Origin of the sequence: Calothrix sp. NIES-2100 (genome assembly GCF_963875285.1) — a bacterium.
Classification (GTDB): domain Bacteria; phylum Cyanobacteriota; class Cyanobacteriia; order Cyanobacteriales; family Nostocaceae; genus Aulosira.
In genome coordinates, this window is sequence record NZ_CAWNLA010000001.1 from 4,724,195 (window position 1) to 4,742,874 (window position 18,680).

At 41.5% G+C, this 18,680-nt stretch carries 10 protein-coding genes; 4 read left to right on the forward strand and 6 right to left on the reverse strand.

Annotation, left to right across the window (positions count from 1 at the left end; genetic code table 11):
* Window positions 1-34: 34 nt before the first annotated feature.
* The 4 genes from AACU32_RS19445 to AACU32_RS19460 all read right to left on the reverse strand — a co-directional run bounded on the left by AACU32_RS19445 (window position 35) and on the right by AACU32_RS19460 (window position 6,818).
* Complete coding sequence (locus tag AACU32_RS19445; protein ID WP_339378093.1) at window positions 35-757, reverse strand: hypothetical protein; 723 nt, start codon at window positions 755-757, stop codon at window positions 35-37.
* Window positions 750-3,209, reverse strand: coding sequence for a CHASE2 domain-containing protein (locus AACU32_RS19450; protein WP_096602430.1), 2,460 nt, complete (start codon window positions 3,207-3,209; stop codon window positions 750-752). Before AACU32_RS19450 ends, AACU32_RS19445 begins: the two co-directional genes overlap by 8 nt.
* 813 nt (window positions 3,210-4,022) lie before the next feature.
* Window positions 4,023-5,378 carry a DUF1822 family protein gene (locus AACU32_RS19455; protein ID WP_096602432.1) on the reverse strand — a complete coding sequence of 452 codons (1,356 nt, stop codon included), beginning with the start codon at window positions 5,376-5,378 and terminating at the stop codon, window positions 4,023-4,025.
* Window positions 5,379-5,414: 36 nt separating this feature from the next.
* Window positions 5,415-6,818 (reverse strand): hypothetical protein, encoded by a 1,404-nt coding sequence (locus AACU32_RS19460; protein WP_096602434.1) that lies wholly within the window; start codon window positions 6,816-6,818, stop codon window positions 5,415-5,417.
* A 676-nt stretch (window positions 6,819-7,494) separates the two neighbouring features.
* On the opposite strand from AACU32_RS19460, the gene AACU32_RS19465 reads away from it, so the two are divergent.
* The 3 genes from AACU32_RS19465 (at window position 7,495) to AACU32_RS19475 (ending at window position 13,216) form a co-directional block, all read left to right on the forward strand.
* Complete coding sequence (locus AACU32_RS19465) at window positions 7,495-10,053, forward strand: CHAT domain-containing protein (protein WP_096602436.1); 2,559 nt, start codon at window positions 7,495-7,497, stop codon at window positions 10,051-10,053.
* Between the two features lie 370 nt (window positions 10,054-10,423).
* Entirely contained in the window at window positions 10,424-10,657 is a 234-nt protein-coding gene (locus AACU32_RS19470) for a hypothetical protein (RefSeq protein WP_339378094.1), read from the forward strand.
* 423 nt (window positions 10,658-11,080) lie between these two features.
* A complete protein-coding gene (locus AACU32_RS19475; RefSeq protein WP_096602440.1) occupies window positions 11,081-13,216 on the forward strand; it encodes a S8 family peptidase in 2,136 nt (711 codons plus the stop codon).
* A 455-nt stretch (window positions 13,217-13,671) separates the two neighbouring features.
* On the opposite strand, the gene AACU32_RS19480 is transcribed toward AACU32_RS19475, so the two are convergent.
* Both AACU32_RS19480 and AACU32_RS19485 read right to left on the reverse strand, forming a co-directional pair.
* Window positions 13,672-14,547, reverse strand: a complete 876-nt coding sequence (locus tag AACU32_RS19480) for a sulfurtransferase (RefSeq protein ID WP_096602442.1) — start codon at window positions 14,545-14,547, stop codon at window positions 13,672-13,674.
* Window positions 14,548-15,094: 547 nt separating this feature from the next.
* Window positions 15,095-16,645, reverse strand: coding sequence for an aminotransferase class I/II-fold pyridoxal phosphate-dependent enzyme (locus AACU32_RS19485; RefSeq protein ID WP_096608077.1), 1,551 nt, complete (start codon window positions 16,643-16,645; stop codon window positions 15,095-15,097).
* Between the two features lie 311 nt (window positions 16,646-16,956).
* Between AACU32_RS19485 and AACU32_RS19490 the strand changes: the two genes are divergently transcribed.
* Complete coding sequence (locus AACU32_RS19490) at window positions 16,957-18,528, forward strand: alkaline phosphatase D family protein (RefSeq protein ID WP_096602444.1); 1,572 nt, start codon at window positions 16,957-16,959, stop codon at window positions 18,526-18,528.
* Window positions 18,529-18,680: the final 152 nt, after the last annotated feature.

Sequence of the window (18,680 nt, forward strand, 5' to 3'; positions counted from 1 at the left end):
ATATAGCTCATGTGATTAGAAAATGCGATATTATTCAGGGCTTCAACGAATGCATCGCTGATTTTTTTACAACCTGGGGCTGATTCTGTTCTGTCTCACATATCTTCTTTAACAAATCTGTTGTATGCGGCGATAAATCCTTTGAGAGATTAGGAACAGAATATACTTGCTGTAATACATCAGACCATAACTCATGTTTAGCAAAAAAATCGGCTTTTTCTAGAGCAATTGTTTTTTCATCTGCACCTTGGGTTTGCAATCGCTTTTCTAAAGCCTTCAGTTCATCAGTGATTTTCTGACGTTCTTGTCCATTCATCACTTGAAACTTGGCAAATATAGTAGGATTATCGCCCATAAATCCCTTCCAATCATAGCTTCGCCCTGGTTGTAATGCTTGTTCGCCTTGATAAATTGCCAAAGTTTCTGGACTCTTAATTTCTTGATTCCAAAAATTTTTCTGACTGCGTGCTTTTGACACAGCAATTTCCTTTAAATTACCTTGCCATAAAAACATGGGATTAGTACTATAAATTTTCCCATTAGGAGTAATCAGACATAAACCCTGTAGGGGATCGCGGGAAATTGGCCGTTCTTTTTTCCTTTTTAGTAACCAATCAATCATACCTGTTAAGGATGCTCTCTCGATTCTAGTTTGCCCGATTGTGATTTCTGGAGCAATTAACAAAGCAGGAATAACGGAAACTGATGCTAAACCAGCCAACATCAACAAGCGAATTCCAGTCATTTTATTAAGCATCTTTCGTCCTCAATACCGATAAAATATAAAACCAGAAAGTAGCAGATGGTAAAAACAAAGGTACTAAAAGATTTAGCGATATATACATTTGCATGGATATCAATCCATAGATTACAGTACCACCTGCGAGTAAAGCGATTAATAAACGACTACTGCGTTTACTCTGCTGACGTTGCAACAGAAATAATTGTGTCCCTTTACCAAAAAATACTGCAATTCCCATGATCCACAAATCAGGAATGGGGATAATCAGGTGTTGTTTCATGAGGTTTTGCATCATGTAAGCATTGATTTCTACCCCGGTGAAATCTCGTAGTAACCCACTTGTAGGATATTGCCTCCGCCAATAAGCTACCCCCAGTGGTAGGGGAAAAATATCGCTATGATCGTTTGATAATCCGGAATCTTTATATCCAGCAGCACCAATTAAGACAACTTGCTGTTTTAAATTTTCTTGATTGAGAGTTGTATTGTTCTGTAAATAATTACCTGCATTAACTACTTGATAAACTTGATTAGGTGGTAGGGAATAATCAATAATTGGATATAACCAAGTTTGTCCAAAATATTCAGAAAAGCTACTTAGCTTTGACAGACGTAACTTGTGGACTTTTTTACTCAAAGATGAATTTGCTGGCGCTTCACCAAGATATTTAATTACATCGGTACGTAAATCATTATTTCTCAAAGATTGGGGCTGGGGCAGATTTTCAGATAAATTTTCTTGATTTATCCAAGATACCAATGTCATCAAGTAAGTAAATGGACAGCTTTGGATACAATCTTTATTTGTATTTACTAATGACAAATGACCAGAAAGGTGATCAACATAACCTTGCTGAGTTTGATGAAGATTCGCAACGCTATTATTTACAGCTTGCTCTAGATTATCATTATTCAATATCGAGCCAAAGATAAACCACGTCCCATTTTTATTGATGGAATTTACTACTGATTTTTCTAAAATACTATCTTCTTCTGTCACCCTATCAAAGAGATAATCTATACCGATAACCTTGGCATTATCTATTGTCAATTTATCAATTAATCTAGCAAAATAACTCCGATCGAGAGGATTAAATTTATCAGCTTTCGTTTTAACTGCATTCAATGAATTTTCATCAATATGAATTAATATAACTGGTGGGGTTTTGTCTTTTGGTACTTGTTGAGTCACATCGCGATAAACTGCTTGCATACCAGTTTGCAAGTCGAGTACAGTTTCTTGTACAGGAGAGAGAAAACTGAAAATAACTAATGTTCCTAACGCCAAAGTTTCATAGCGTGTTGGTAACCATTTTTTAATTTGATGTTGAATACCAAACGGTTGTAAACAAAATAATTCTGCATGAGGATGACGAAATAAAACAGGAACAAGGTAAGCACTAGGATAGGTAAGATTTTTTTCTACTTTGAGATAATCGCTAGCTGTTAATAATGCTTCGTGAACATCTTTATATTCTTTCAGTGCATTTAAAAATTGAACAAAAAACTCTCCAGCTACGCGATTGTGTATCTTTTCGCGCATAATTGCAACTTGACTTAAGCCTAAATCAATCAATTTATTAGCAATACTTAAACCATCACAAGAGTTAAATATAGCGAATTTTAAACCATTATTAATGGCAGTAGTTAAGGGCTTTTCGATTTCACTTAAAGAAATATTAACATTAGGCGCAATTGATATCTGACCACCAGTGAAAGTACTTTCATTACTGTGTCCAGCGAAAAACAGCATATCCCAGCTTTGAGTAGTCAGGGCGTTAATTATTTCATTTTTCCAATTATTAATATTTTTATCTTGTTCCCAACGAAGTACTTTAACTTCAAAATTGGCGAGTTTTTTGAGTGATGATATAGCACGGGATTCGTCTGCAAAGCTTAAGCCAGTATCATCACCAAAAATAGCTAAAATTTTCGCTTTTCTCAAACCTTTTCTCGGAAAATTTGTCACTGCTTGCAGAATATTCAGGGGTTGACGCACAATCCGCAGTTTACCAGATGTCAATTCGGTGCTGATTTCCCATGCTTCCCAAGGTAAATGTTCTAATTCGGGAGAGTTACAACTAATAAAAATATTAATGTTGCTGGCAGCGTTACCTTTTAATTCATGTTTGTAATTTTCTACAGCTTGCTTACTAATTTTCGCCCGGATGTCATATAATCTTTCACTGCGTAACCATTGATGAAACTCATATAAAAGTTTAGCTTCTGCTTGCACTAATTGAGCTTGCCAATCTACAGGAGGCGGCATAATCACGCCTTTGTTGACAACTTTACCCCGCAATTTGTTTCTATAAAAATTAATATAAATTCTCTGCCATTGTTCATGGGAGGTGATGATATTTACTGGGTAAGTAATTTCAGCCGTCATTTGCTGATGCTGCCCCCAGGACAATTCAAATAAGCAGGTTTGTTCAACTTTTTGAATTTTTAAATAAAAATTAGTCATAGCTGATTTATCATTAGTTTGTAGTCAGGACTTCAGTCCTTATAGCGTTTCTCTGTTTAGTGAGGTACAATCACCCCACCCCCAACCCCCTCCCCGCAAGCGAGGAGGGGGCTATGATGTCTGACTTTTCACGTCATGTGGAAAAGAAGATAGCGAAACCTAACCCCCAGCCCCCTCGCCGCAAGCGAGGAGGGGGCTATGATATAGCTCATGTGATTAGGAAATGCTATATTTCAAATCAATCTTTACTTTTGAAAATTCATCCTTCTATTTGACTCGACATCACTCCACCTCACTGACTGATGTCAACGCAGTCCGATAAAACGATATTGATAAATGATTTTTGCGGTTTTTACCGAAATCTAGCTTTTGGCGCATTTGTTAGTCCTTCAGCATCTGTGTAATTACTCTTACTTCTCAGCCAAGAGGGGGTATGCAGTTTTGGCGGTTAGAGATATTGTCGAGTATTTTCCTGCGTCAGAATGCTGAAGATTTCGTGAAGTTGTCCTGCAAATTACCAGAATTGCAGAAAATAGGTTGTATGTGGATGGTAAGGGCACGGCATCAATAAGATATAGCGGTTATCGCTTGAGTCCAATACACAAAGTAGGGCCACGGCAGTGCCGTGCCCCTACACGCGACGATATAATTTTGTATTGCATCTAACACCAGAAGCGCTATATCCGTCTGAGTTAAAGGCTTTCGCTGCCGTGCCCCTACGCTGTATTATTGCTTATCAGGCGATCGCACTTTTGCTCTGGGTGTAGTCGCGATCGCTTTCAATATCTCCTTAAAAATGACTACCAAGGAGTGTCAACTTGTAATGTCAAAGGCAAACGGCGGTAATGTCACCTCTACATCATCACCTAAACTTGCAGTTACAATAAATTTCTCATCCCAATTACCAACTAAACAAGTATATAAATAGGAATCGCGCTGTTGGGGATTAACACTCTGTTCTGTCAAAATCCCTGTTTTATCGCTGACGCGAAACTTGAAATTTTCCGGGAGAGTATTTGGGGAAGTAGCACCTAAAATTAATAGCAAGCTCCATAAATTTGGCTCGCTGACTGTCGAGGAATTCCATGCAACTGCATACAATCTTAAAGGAATTCCGGCTAAGAGAAAATTCTGATATCCACTCCTGGCTACTAAAGGTATTTCTAAACCTTGTGTTTGCAATTGGGATGCGATCGCCTCTAATTCCTCGGCTGGACTGCGCATTTCTCTCAGAGGCGCTAATCTTGGTAATAATGTCCAAGCTAATGATTCTCCAATTTCATCTAATTCATCCCATAACCAGCGTCCTACATTGATTGCTGGTTGGGTAATTAATTTAATTAAATCCCTGATAGATGCTGGTGATAAAGATGTTTCTAAAGGGGGATTTTCTAGATTTAAACTACTGATTTGTAGTTTATATATCCAATCAACTAATTCTGGAGAAGTTAAAACTGCACTTCCCTGTTGCCAATTTAAAATTTCCCAAAGTTCTATTTCCGGTGCTTGTAATTGTCGGAGTAATGTAACTAATTCGCCTTCCATCGCCGCTAATGTTTGCTGGCGATTATCTGGTATATTTGGTAAGGTGATAGAGTCTGGCTGTAAAGCGCGTAAATACAACAATAAGCGGTTTGGGTCGTTGTCAAACCAATTTAAAGGTATTTCATAACTCCAATCTGGTTGGGTAGATATTGTCTGTAAAGTCTCGATATTTTCCATTAATTGGGGATAAGAGATAAATCCCCTGACTACCCCACATTCTTCTGATTCTAAAACTTCCACAAATACGTAAAAATGAGGAACGAATTCGGGAATATTTACGACTATTCTAGATAAAGATATGTGTTCGTTCCAGGAAGTACCATTGGTAATTAGGCAAAGTTTAAAATTACCAACTTGGAAATTAGCAACATGAGGAATGACATTGGCTAAAGCAGGTTTACTGATTGTAGATTCTTCCCAATTAACTGTGAGGTTATCATCACGTTCTCCCAGCCATTTTTTCAAGACGAATAACGCCAAAGCATTCAAGTAGGTTTGCCATTGTCGCCCATCATCGGGGATGTGGCGACTAAGTTCTATGGATTGATTAATTGCTTCAGCATCAAGGCTAATGGTTTCAGTCGGTAAGCGTTCAAATTCAAATGACACGGGTAAAGTATTCATAGTTTTTGTCAAATGTCAATAGTCTAGAGTCAAGGGTTAAGAGTTGAGAGAATTATTATTTAATTTTTGGCAAAGTCTTTGAGAGAAATTACTCATGGGGACAGTATTTTGCATACTGACGGCTTCAATTTCTGCTTGGTTGATTAGATTGGTAATTTGTTCATTGAGTGCATCGATAATTTGCTGATCTAAGTTGGCTAAACGCTCAGGTGTGGAGTATTCTTTTGCTAGTTGTTTCACGGCTTCCCGTAACTTTGCTAATGTCTGATGTTGGACATCGGCGCGGAATTCTTTGAGTTTCAATAACCGGGTTACTTGATATTGAGCATCTAAGCCTAATTGTTTGGCGATCGCACTCATTGATAATCTCTGACAATGAAATAATTGTAGTGCTAGGAGAAATTTATTTGCTTGGTCTAAATCTTTCTTTTGCAGCTTGTTTACACGGGATTTTGTCACCTCATCTAAGGCGGAATCTAAACAAGTCAAAATTTGTTGTTTATATAATTTTAAAAATGCTTGTTCATCATCAATATCTGCGAGCATATTTCCCGGATTAGGAGCAGCCAGTTGATCAATATAGGCATAATTTTCCTTTAAATTTAAATCTAAAGATTCCGTAGGTAAAAAACCCCCTCTGACATGAATGCGATACTGTCGGAGCTTGTCGGCTAACTTTTGTAATTGTCGTAGCACATTTTCTGGAGATAAGCGATATATGGTTTTATGCTCGAAAAATTTAGCCATTTGCTCTAATTGTTGAGTTGTCGGTGGTTGGCATTTTCCTCTGCTTCCTTTAGCTAGTTGTTGCCAGCGTTCAGCACGATATATTTTGTGATAAGCTACGAGTAATTTTTGGGCTTGGTCAATTTCTGGTGGTGTGAGGTAATGAAATTCACCTAAGATTTTGGGTAATTGTTTCGGTTGGGTATCATTTAAAATTGCCCAATCTCTGACAAGATACAATCCACACTCTAAAAGAAAGGTTTCCAGTTCATCGTGCTGTTTGAACTTCCGGCTTGTCCATGTAGTCAAAAGGCTTTTTTCGGGGTCAAATGTTTGTAAAATTTCTCTAGCAAAGGATTGATAGCCTGTTGATGGTTGTAAACTACCATCGTCATCAAGAACATAAGCGAATAAATCCCGTTCAGTAAATCCGTGAAAATCCCCAAATTGTCGGGCGAGGTTTAAACAAGCCTGTTCAATTAGCCAGGAGATAAAACAGAGTAAACAGCGTTGAGCTAATAAACTTTGCTCTGGGTGAGGATGGCGAGATAATTCCAGTAATCGCTGCTGGATTGCTGTGTCTGCAACTTCATCTATATTTGTTAAGTCTGCAAAAGTAGCAGCAAAAAAGGATTTGGCATTTTCCAGTTCTTTGATTTTGCGATCGCCTGTGCCATCGAGTGTGACTAGTGTCCAGTATTTTAACTTGCTCATTATTAATTATGTCTGTTTAATTATTAGTGAACTCCAAAACATAAATTATCCCAATTTTTGAACTCAACACTACTATTCCTCCCCCCTGCTCGCGCTTCGACTTCGCTCAGCGCTCCCCTGGATTCGAGCCGTTATTGATTCTTAACTCTGGGCGCGTTGGGGATATGCAGTTTTTTGGGCGGCTAGAGATATGAGTTTTCTGTAAAGAATTTCCCAAAATAAATTATTCAATCTTGTGGGGTGGGCGTCTCGCCCGCCCGATCGCCTTTGGTCTTGGGCGGACAAGATGTCCACCCCACAAGAAAAATTTTATGTTTTTTAGTTGGAAGTCCCTAAAGTTTGGGCTTGACGTTGAAAGTTGCATACCCCCCACCCTGCTGGGAGTTATATAAAAGTAAGCCATCAAATAACCGGCTTGCTAACAGTCATTGCGAGCAAAGCGAAGCAATCCCAGCCCCTGCGATTGCTACCCTTCGGGAAGGCTTCGCCTACATTCCGCTTCGCTCCATTCGCAATGACAATTAAATAACGCTGGTATTGTGGTTAATTTATGCCAAAACTTAGCCAAATTTATCAAATCTTTAGCATTTTTACTCAGCCAAAAAGCATAACTTAATTACTTAAGCCCCATCCACTCTTAACTTCATAATTCATAATTCATAATTCATAATTCCTCATGCGTTTTCACAAAATTGCTCTAAGTTTCCTCGCCCTAGTTATCGCCACAGCTTCCACACCGATAACTTTCAGCCCAGAATCGCCAGGAGAGTTACAAGTACTGGCGCAAACACCACAAGCGCGGAAAGCCGAAGCTGATAGACTGTTTAACCAAGGTAGTCAGCAGTTTGATACCAGTCAATTTGAAGCAGCATTGCGATCGTGGCAACAAGCACTGATTATTTATCGAGAAATCAAAAACCGTCAAGGCGAAGGTGCGGCGCTGGGTAATCTCGGTCTTGCTTACGATGCATTGGGAGACTACCCAAAAGCGATTGATTACCACCAGCAGTTCTTAGCGATCGCCAAAGAAATTAAAGATAGACTAGGCGAGGGTACGGCGCTGGGTAATCTCGGTATTGCTTACCATGCATTGGGAGACTACCCAAAAGCGATAGAGTACCAGCAGCAGAGATTAGCGATCGCCAAAGAAATTAAAGATAGACTAGGCGAGGGACAGGCGCTGGGTAATCTCGGTAATGCTTACTATGCATTGGGAGACTACCCAAAAGCGATTGAGTACCACCAGCAGACATTAGCGATCGCCAAAGAAATTAAAGATAGACTAGGCGAGGGACAGGCGCTGGGTAATCTCGGTCTTGCTTACGATGCATTGGGAGACTACCCAAAAGCGATTGAGTACCAGCAGCAGAGATTAGCGATCGCCCGTGAAATTAAAGATAGACTAGGCGAGGGACAGTCCCTGGGTAATCTCGGTCTTGCTTACGATGCATTGGGAGACTACCCAAAAGCGATTGAGTACCAGCAGCAGAGATTAGCGATCGCCCGTGAAATTAAAGATAGACTAGGCGAGGGACAGTCCCTGGGTAATCTCGGTCTTGCTTACGATGCATTGGGAGACTACCCAAAAGCGATTGAGTACCACCAGCAGTTCTTAGCGATCGCCAAAGAAATTAAAGATAGACTAGGGGAGGGACAGTCCCTGGGTAGTCTCGGTCTTGCCTACTTACAGTTGGGAGACTACCCAAAAGCGATAGAGTACCAGCAGCAGAGATTAGCGATCGCCCGGGAAATTAAAGATAGACTAGGGGAGGGACAGTCTTTAAACAATCTAGGACTTGCTTTCTACAAACAAGGTAATCTCAGCGCCGCAGAGACAACTTTGTATGAAGGAATTAAGGTTCAAGAATCTCTGCGAGGTAAAAAGTTAGTTGATACTAATAAAGTCTCACTTTTTGACACCCAAAGCAGCACCTACAGAATTTTACAAAAAGTCCTCATCGCCCAAAATAAAACTGATGCTGCTTTAGAAATTGCCGAACGCGGTCGTGCTAGGGCGTTTATTGAGTTGTTAGCATCTCGTGTATCTACTAATAATAAACAGGCAAATAAATCATCCGAACCACCGACAATTGCCGAAATTCAACAAATCGCCAAACAGCAAAATGCCACTCTTGTACAATATTCAATTATTGGTGATGATTTCAAAGTTGCTGGTAGACAACAATGGAAAGAATCAGACCTCTATATTTGGGTTGTCAAACCTACAGGTGAAGTCACATTCCGCAAAGTTGACCTGAAAACCCTATGGCAAAAAGATAATACCACTTTAAATGAATTAGTTAGCAATAGTCGTATAAACATTGGTGCTGGTAGGGGGCGCGGTGGTATTATCGCCCAAGTAAATCCTGATGCTGCGAAAGTTCAAAAGCCATTACAAAAACTGCATGACATTTTAATTAAAGATATCGCTGATTTGTTACCAAAAAATCCTAATGATAGAGTTATTTTCATTCCCCAAAGTTCTTTATTTCTTGCACCCTTCCCAGCCTTGCGTGATGAGCAAGGTAAGTACTTAATTGAAAAACATACCATTCTGACTGCTCCAGCGATTCAGGTGTTAGATTTTACTCATCAATTAGGCGCAGGGAGACAAACTAATTATCATAATGCCTTAATTGTCGGTAATCCTACCATGCCTTTAGTGTCTACGGAACCGGGTAAAGCTGCAACACAGTTAAGTTCACTACCAGGTGCTGAACTTGAAGCAAAAACTATTGCTAAGATGTTAAAAACTCAGGCGATTGTGGGTAAAGATGCGACGAAAGCCAATATCTTGCAACGTTTATCAACAGTCGATGTGATTCATTTAGCTACTCACGGTTGGGCGGATGATAACCGGGGTTTGGGTAGCTGGATTGCTTTTGCACCATCTCTTAATGATGATGGTTTACTCAAGGCTGAGGAAATTTTAGATTTAAAAATCAATGCTCAATTAGTAGTTCTCAGTGCTTGTGAAACGGGGAAAGGGAAACTTTCGGGTGATGGGGTGATTGGGTTGTCGCGTTCTTTGATTTTGGCGGGGGTTCCGAGTGTGTTGGTGTCGTTGTGGCAAGTACCGGATGAACCGACACAATATTTAATGGTGGAGTTTTATCGGAGTTTGCAAACTCAGCCCGATAAGGCGTTGGCGTTGCGTCAGGCGATGTTGAAGACGAAGGAGAAGTTTCCTTCCCCCGGCGATTGGGCTGCGTTTACGCTGATTGGGGAAAGATAGTTTGTAATTCGTAATTCGTAATTAAGAGATTGCAAAATTATCCCAATTTTAAAAAAGAATGTGACAAATGGGTAGGGAACATTGCTGTGCCCTCCGAATGATTTATCTGTTGCCAACATTATTCCCAATTTCATTAAAATAGCAGGTTATTACGTTTGCATTCCTTATATAATTCGTGATTCGGAATACTCGCCAAAGCTAGACAACAGGTTGAGGGCACAACATTGTTGTGCCCCTACAAATATCTGTGGCAATGATGTTCGCGTTTATAAGTTTTGCTTAAGTAATTGCATAAAAATATAAGCATTTATAGCAATTGCGAACTCAAAAGCTATTTCGGATACTACAATTGCCATTTTTGATAATACAATTGCCATTTTTGATACTACATTTGCTATTTCGGCGAACTCAATTGCTATTTCGGCGAACTCAATTGCTATTTCGGCGATCGCAATTACTACATTGGGAAACCCAAAAGCTATATTGGCAAACCCAAAAGCTATATTGGCAAACCCAAAAGCTATATTGGTGTAAGCAATTACTATATTGGGAAACCCAATTACTATTTCTGCGAACTCAAATGATGCGGCGCTACAGCGAGTAATACCATTTTACCCAAACCCTGATACATATAGATTTCGCGTGGGGGCACGGCATTGCCCATTGGTGTCAACTTAAGTCAAAACGCTTATTCCACGGGCATTTTACCCCACCCCTCAATCCCCTCCCCGCTTGCGGGGAGGGGAGGTTTTGCGTCAGCAAAGCCGGGGTGGGGTGACGCGGATCATGATGGTAAGCGAGTGAGTTGAAAATCATGTCTTGGTAAGGGTTTCACGTTAAGTTGACACGTATGGGCAATGCCATGCCCCTACCAGCATATTTGTATCATGATTAAAGTGAAACGGTATAACAGAGTTGCGGATTTTAGTTTTAGCTGCGTTGGAAATTTGAAGATGTTTTTCTGAGTGCATACCCCCTCACCCTTCAGAGATAAGTATCTCCAACACCAAAAATTGGAGAAATCTTTGTGAAACGTTTAATCTCTAGCGTTGTGCTTACCAGCTATCTTCTGGGTATTGGTAGCGTTGCTATTCTACCGCTGCAACGGCAAGTTACCGCACAAGTACAGAAAAATGATGAGCTTTATTATACTTTCTATGGTCAAAAAATTCCTTTGTCTGTGCGTCAAGATACGGTAGCTGTGGCTTTTAAACCAGTCAGGACAAGGGGAAAAGCGCTGTTTCAGCAATTACAAGAGGATTTACGATTTGGTAGCTCCGGAGTTAGAGATATTGGTCAAAGTACTGGTTTAAATGTAGAAGTCAATCCTTTGGGTGCTAACTTTGCTTTAGTCAAACTACCAGCTTCTACCCGTGATTCTGTTACCAATTTACAACAGCTAATCCAAAAGCGGCCTTATGTCCAAGAAACTTTACCTGTATTGACTCGCATTACTGGAGATAGTCAGTCAGGGGAAAAGCAACAAACGATTGTGCTACCAAATGAAATTGTCGTCAATTTTGAACCAGGACTTTCCGATAGTCAAAAACAATTAATTTTAGTCCGAAATAATCTAGAAGTTGTCAGACAGCTGCGTTTTAGCAAAAATCATTATTTAGTACGTCCTAAATCAATTTCTGGTACAGCAGTTTTATCTGTCGCCAATCAATTAACGGATATGGCGGGTATTCAATCAGCCACTCCGAATTTTATCCAGTCTACATCTTATAAAACTCTGGCGACGAATTCATTAACCGAAACCCCCAACGCCAAAGCAAATCTGCAAAGTTTACTCGCTACTTTACCTCAACCTAAAGATACACCCCGCACTACATCTTTACTTCCCTTACAATGGCATCTCAACAGTACACCCAGGCGTGGTCAATTTCTACCCCGTACAGATATCCACGCTACGGAAGCTTGGAAAAACAGCAACGGCGGACGAGATGTGGTTGTGGCAGTCATTGATAGTGTGATTCAATGGGATCATGCAGATTTAGCGAAGAGTCTCTACAATTCTGGAAATAGTCCTGACAAATTACCCAATGAACAATATGGTTGGGATTTTTCTAGCGAGCGAGAAGGTGATGCAGATACGCGCCTTGATGCTGATGAACTTGCAACTGTAAAAGCACATTTTCAAAACACCTTTGTACTTTCATCTGCGGAATTACTTAAGAAATATGCCAGTCTTGCTGAAGCATTAAAGCAGAAATTTCCTAACGCTTCCTCTAGTCAAATTGTACTTTACATCAAGAATTATATTCGTAATGAAATTGCTGCCGAATTTCATGGTACTTGGAGTGCTGGTGTGATAGCGGCTAATTCTGAAGATAAATCAGGCGTGTTGGGTGTTGCGCCTAATGCCAAAATTCTCCCGGTGCGGGTATTTGGCTTGGGCGGTAAAATTGATTCGGTATCCTTGATTGAAGCTATCGGTTACTCTAACGCCCGTGGTGCAGATGTGATTAATATGAGTTTGGGTAGCTTACTCCCAGATGAAGGATTAACCGAGCAAATTTTTGATGTTCTGGATAATAACCCCAAGCTGGTAATTGTGGCTTCCGCTGGCAATGAGAATTTAGATGGTGTGAGTTTCCCGGCGGCGATTCCCGGAGTTGTCTCAGTGGGGGCGACAAACGTTGTCGGAAATCGCACCGCTTACAGCAGCTACGGTGGTGGTTTGGAAGTTGTCGCCCCTGGTGGAGATTTAACAAATGCTTCCAGTGGGGGGATTCTGACAACTGGCGGGACTTTCCTGGAAGGTTTTTGGCAGGGGATGAATGTGCCAGATTATGCTTGGGGTGTGGCTTTAGATCCCTTGGGTAAATATGTACAAGTTCAGGGTACTTCCTTCTCTGCGCCGGTGGTGTCGGGTGTGGTAGCGCTGATGAAAGGGGAAGATGGAGAACGGCGATTAAATCGAGATGGAATTGTGAAAATTCTCAAATCTACGGCGAGTTATAATGGTTTGACGCTGAGTAAAGGTGATATCAATCGCTACCGCTTGCAAGCAGATGTGGGATTTGGTTCTGCGGTGGATTTTCCATATGTGCGTCCTTCTGGGGTGTTTGGTAAGGCTAAACCTGTGACACCAGAACAGTATTATTTTGGTAGTGGGTTGATTAATGCTGAGGCGGCTGTGGCGCAAGTGAAGCGGTAATATCATGTCCGTTTGATTACTTACTAAATCCGAAGAACCCCACTCCGACAAAGCTGTGCTTTGTCCCCCCTCCCCGCAAGCGAGGAGGGGATTAAGGGGTTAGGTGCAGTGACTATGAGAATCATAACTAAATTATATTATGTCCGCTTGATTACTTACTAAATCCGAAGAACCCCACCCCGACAAAGCTGTGCTTTGTCCCCCCTCCCCGCAAGCGAGGAGGGGATTAAGGGGTGGGGTGCAATGATATTTTACATTTAAGGGACTTCCAAGTAAAAAATATTCCATTGCTATTGTTCACAGTCAACCGTCAACCGTCAACCGTCAACCGTCAACCGTCAACGACTTTAACGGAATAATTTATTTTTTGGAATTCCCTAATTATGTTGACCTGACTTGAAAAAGTGCTGTGTACTAAGTAAAAAATACTAGCCGCTAGTCTAAGCGCCTCTTTTTCATCCGTCCTGGTGTAGGTAATTCATGACTCTATTATCAATCGGTAGGGAAAAGTCACTAGACCATTCATTCCAAGAGCCAAAGTAATTTCTCGCAGAAATTCCCGCTATTTGCAGTGCAATCAGGGTATTCGCCGCCCTGGAACCTTTAAAACAGTAAATGTACACGATAGAATCGGCAGTAATTCCTACAGATTGACAAATTTCTAAGATTTCGGCTTTGGAGCGAAACATGGGGATTTCTGCGTCTGATGTCATCAGACGATGCCATTCTAACCAAACAGCGTTAGGGATTCTACCTTTGCGAGGACAAAAATCAGGAGCGTAGGGGGAAGAACTCAACCCAAGCCATTCATCGCGATCGCGTACATCTAATTTAATTATTTCCGGATTGTTAATCGCTTGCAACATCTCGGCGGTAGTCACGATTATATCAGAGTTGGGATGCAATTTAAAGATGCTGCTTTGAGATAATGGGACTTCATTGGTAGTCGGTAATCCTGCTTTGAGCCATGCTCTATATCCGCCGTGTAAAATAGATACCTGAGTGCAACCCAAATATTTCAGCAAGAAAGCTGCTCGACAAGATTGACCATAACCTTGATTGAAACTATCTTCATACACAATTAAGGATTCTGCACCTGATATTCCTACCTGGCTGAGAATTTCTGTAAAATACTCATGCAATTTCTTTAATCCTGCTGGGTCAGAATTTTCTAAAAGATAAGTGAAAAATTCTCTGATATTTATAGCTTGCGGAATATGAGAAATAGCATAATCTGCTGGCGGGCGCGTATCGATAATCACAGTCTGTGATGACTTTTCTGCTAACAGAGACGTGATTTCTTGAGGAGAGATGAGGAGTTTTGTATTCACGCTTTCATGCTTCTGTTATCTTACCATGCAGCATTATCGCCCTGTTGCCGATTTGCGTTTGGGAAGCGAAATCACAGAAGTATGAATGTTAAATGTTATAGGTGAACTTTTGTCATATCATGTCCAGGTAATTACTTACCAAAGCCGAAGAACCCCACCCCGACAAAGCGTCGCTTTGTCTCCCCTCCCCGCAAGCGAGAAGGGGATTTATATCATGTCCGGTTAAACACCCATAGTTATACCAATTTGAAAAAAGAATGCGACAGATGGTAGTGCCCTCTAGAATATATTGATGTGTCGCAAACATTATTTGAATTGGTATTAGGATTGACGCGGGGACACGGAGACACCGGGACGCGGAGAGGTTTTTATTATGGGTAATTAGGCGGACATCATATTAGGGGTTTTCAAGGATAGGTATTTTGTATTTGGTCATTTTTTGGCTATTTCAGCTGATGCTTAAATCCTGAAACGGCCAAACCACGTTAAGTACGCAAGAACCAATGATTAGATAATGGGAATCATAACTAATTAACCGGACATGATATCACAGAGATGATTTCAAAACTTTGAGACTAGAGAGACTTAAATCTTGACAGCCAGTAATAAATCCACCTGTGGCTTGGATTTGTCGCAAGTATGCGATCGCAGTTTTGGTAATTAACTCTCCCGGCATTAATATCGGTATGCCTGGGGGATAGGGACAAACGATTTCTGCACAGACGCGATCGCTCGTTTCTTCTAGTGGTAAAGTTTCTGTAGTCCTGAAAAAAGCTTCGCGGGGAGAAATTTGCACAGAATTACCCACCATAAAAACATCATCCCATAAAAATAACCCCCTCCTCCCTGCCAAAGAAAATTCTCTTGCTTCACTTCCCCCCCTCCTCGCTTGCGGGGAGGGGGTAGGGGGTGGGGTAATCTCAGCTAAGGTAGTCAAACCTTGAATTAATTTTTCAATATCAGCTTGGGTGTTGCCGAGACTAATAATAAATGTGAGATGTTGCTCTGATGCGAATTCCGCCGTCACCCCTAGTTTTTCATCTAAAATTTCCTCCGCCGCAAATCCGGTTAAACCTAAGCCGGAAACAGTGACAGTCAGGCGGGTTTGATCCAAAGCGACAAAGCCAGAAGACCTCACCCCCAGCCCCTCAGAGCAAGCAGAGAGGGGAGGTGATAAAATTGATAATCGGGGAATTTGGCTAATTTTGGTTCTCGCTAACTTTGCTAATTCCAAAGTACGGGACATTAGCTGTTTACCAGACAGCGCCATTTGCTGACGGGCTGCATCGAGGGAAGCTAAGAGTAGATAACTGGGGCTGGTAGACTGGACTAATTGCAAAGCTTTATTTACACGGTCAATATCAATTCTGTTTCCTTGCAGATGTAACATGGAAGCTTGGGTCATTGCAGCCAGAGTTTTGTGGCTGGATTGGACAGTTAAATCTGCACCTGCGGCTAAAGCTGGGGTAGGTAATTGGGGATGAAAAGCAAAGTGTGCGCCGTGGGCTTCATCCACCAGTAAAGGGATATTATATTGATGGGTGATTTGGGCGATCGCTTTTAAATCTCCACAAACACCGTAATATGTGGGGTAAACTACCAACACTGCTTTGGCATCAGGATGCTGTTGCAGCGCAGATTGGACAGCCCCTGGTGTAATACTGTGGGCAATATCTAAACCTGCGTCATATTCAGGATGAATAAAAATTGGTATAGCACCGGAGAGAATTAAACCGGCGATCGCCGATGAATGGACATTTCGTGGCAGAATAATTTTATCCCCTGTGCCACAGGTTGCGAGAATAGCTGCTTCGATTCCACAGGTAGAACCATTCACCAAAAACCATGTTTGTTTCGCGCCAAAGGCTTCAGCTGCTAATTGTTGCGCTTGGAGAATTACCCCTTGGGGTGCAAACAAATTATCTAAATTTCCCAACTCAGTTAAATCAGCGCCAAACACCGCTTTACCCAGTAAATCAGCCAAAGGTTGCGCAATTCCCTCGCCGCGCTTATGTCCTGGGGTGTAAAAAGGCGCGTGGGGATTTGTTGCACAGGCTTTTAAGGCGGCGATTAATGGCGTTTGATTTTGATTGAGCATCATACCAATTTTGGATTTTAGATTTTGGATTTTAGATTGAAAACCCTGAACACAAGGCTGTTCTAAGATTTTCAAACAATACTACATATCCCAATTTGGTATTACAGCTATTGTCGGTTTACTGGTACTTTATTTTCATGCAAGTCCCTTATCCCGAAAGCTTTTCTTTGGTGTGTGGATGAATTTTTTAAATGTCAAACAGAAATTTCGCTGAATTTTCCCGCCAAAATTAACACGCTCTTAAACCTCGCTTGATTGTGGGTTGGTAGTTTCGGTTGTAAAAACAGAGACACTTTCAACGAGGAGTGAATATGGATTTTATAGATAGCGATCACCTGTTAGACTATCATTGCAGACGGCGGAGTTTTTTGCTAGGTGCAGGATTCTTAACAGGGTTAGCGGTGACTAGCCAATGGCGTCCAGCGATCGCAAAGCCTAAATTTTCCGACTATCCCTTTAGCCTTGGTGTCGCTTCTGGCGATCCTTTACCGGATAGTGTTGTTTTATGGACTCGACTAGCTCCCAATCCCCTATATGGTGGGGGAATGCCATTAGAAAATATTGTAGTGCGGTGGGAGGTTGCCCTTGACGAAAATATGAAAAAAGTTGTGCAAAAAGGCAAAGCCTTAGCAACTCCAGAACTAGCACACTCAGTACACGTTGATGTCCGTGGCTTAGAACCTGAGCGTTGGTACTGGTATCAGTTTAGAGTAGGAAATGAACTTAGTCCAATTGGGCGGACTCGCACAGCTAGCGCACTCCATTGTTCTCTCAAACAACTTAACTTCGGCTTTGTTTCCTGCCAAGATTGGCAAAACGGCTATTACACAGCCTATCAACATCTAGCAGAAGAAGAACTTGATTTGGTAGTTCATCTTGGTGACTACATTTACGAATACGGCCCAGAATTGGGAAAACCACGCCAACATAACAGTTCGGAAATCTTCTCTCTAGCTGACTACCGCAACCGTCACGCTTTATACAAGACAGATCGAAATTTGCAAGCGGCTCATGCTGCCTTTCCTTGGATAGTAACTTGGGACGATCATGAAGTTGAAAACAACTACGCCAACCTGATACCGGAAGAGAATCAAAGCAAAGAGGCATTTGTCATGCGGCGAGCCAATGCTTACCAAGCATACTACGAACATATGCCTTTGCGTCAGTCTTCCTTACCCAACAAGTCAAATATGCAGCTTTATCGGCGGTTCACCTTCGGTAATTTAGCTGAGTTTAATGTGTTAGATACCCGCCAGTATCGTACCGACCAACCTTGTAATGACGGACTCAAACCCCGTTGCGTTGAAGCTTTCGATGCCAATGCTACCATGACAGGAAAAGAACAAGAGCAGTGGCTATTTCGGGGATTAGATAAATCGCGATCGCGTTGGAATGTGATTGCTCAACAGACTATGCTAGCTGAATATGATTTTGATGGTCGCCCTGAAATGGGAGTATTCAACATGGATCAGTGGGATGGTTACGTAGCTGCAAGAAATCGATTGCTGAACTTTCTGCAACAACGCCGACCTGCTAACCCTGTGGTAATTACAGGGGATATCCATTCTAGTTGGGTACACGACCTGAAAGCAGACTTTAACAACCCAGCCTCAACAACAGTTGGTACAGAGTTTGTCGGAACTTCCATTTCCTCTGACTTCCCAACCGGGTTTATCGCCCCAGTTCAAGCAGCGTTGAAAGACAATCCCCACACAAAATTCTTTGATGGTGCTTTTCGCGGCTATGTCCGTTGCAAACTCACCCCAAAACTCTGGCAGAGCGATTATCGCGCTGTATCAACTATTATTAACCCTAATGCTTCTATTAACACCCTAGCTTCGTTTGTCGTGCAAAACGGTCAACCAGGCGCACAACGGGTGTAAATCTCCACCACTTATTTCAATATACAAGGGTGCGTTGCGCTAGGCGACAACGCACCTTAAATATTTGACGGGGCGTTAGCTTAGGGCACAACAATGTTCATTGGGTTTTAAATCTCTTACCCCTCACGGGGATGGAAAAATTGAGCGTAGTT

Bases quoted from the DNA above. Each gene is read 5' to 3' on its own strand.
- AACU32_RS19485 (WP_096608077.1), bottom strand. From the start codon at position 16,645: ATGCTCAATCAAAATCAAACGCCATTAATCGCCGCCTTAAAAGCCTGT.
- AACU32_RS19450 (WP_096602430.1), bottom strand. From the start codon at position 3,209: ATGACTAATTTTTATTTAAAAATTCAAAAAGTTGAACAAACCTGCTTA.
- AACU32_RS19455 (WP_096602432.1), bottom strand. From the start codon at position 5,378: ATGAATACTTTACCCGTGTCATTTGAATTTGAACGCTTACCGACTGAA.
- AACU32_RS19460 (WP_096602434.1), bottom strand. From the start codon at position 6,818: ATGAGCAAGTTAAAATACTGGACACTAGTCACACTCGATGGCACAGGC.
- AACU32_RS19445 (WP_339378093.1), bottom strand. From the start codon at position 757: ATGCTTAATAAAATGACTGGAATTCGCTTGTTGATGTTGGCTGGTTTA.
- AACU32_RS19490 (WP_096602444.1), top strand. From the start codon at position 16,957: ATGGATTTTATAGATAGCGATCACCTGTTAGACTATCATTGCAGACGG.
- AACU32_RS19465 (WP_096602436.1), top strand. From the start codon at position 7,495: ATGCGTTTTCACAAAATTGCTCTAAGTTTCCTCGCCCTAGTTATCGCC.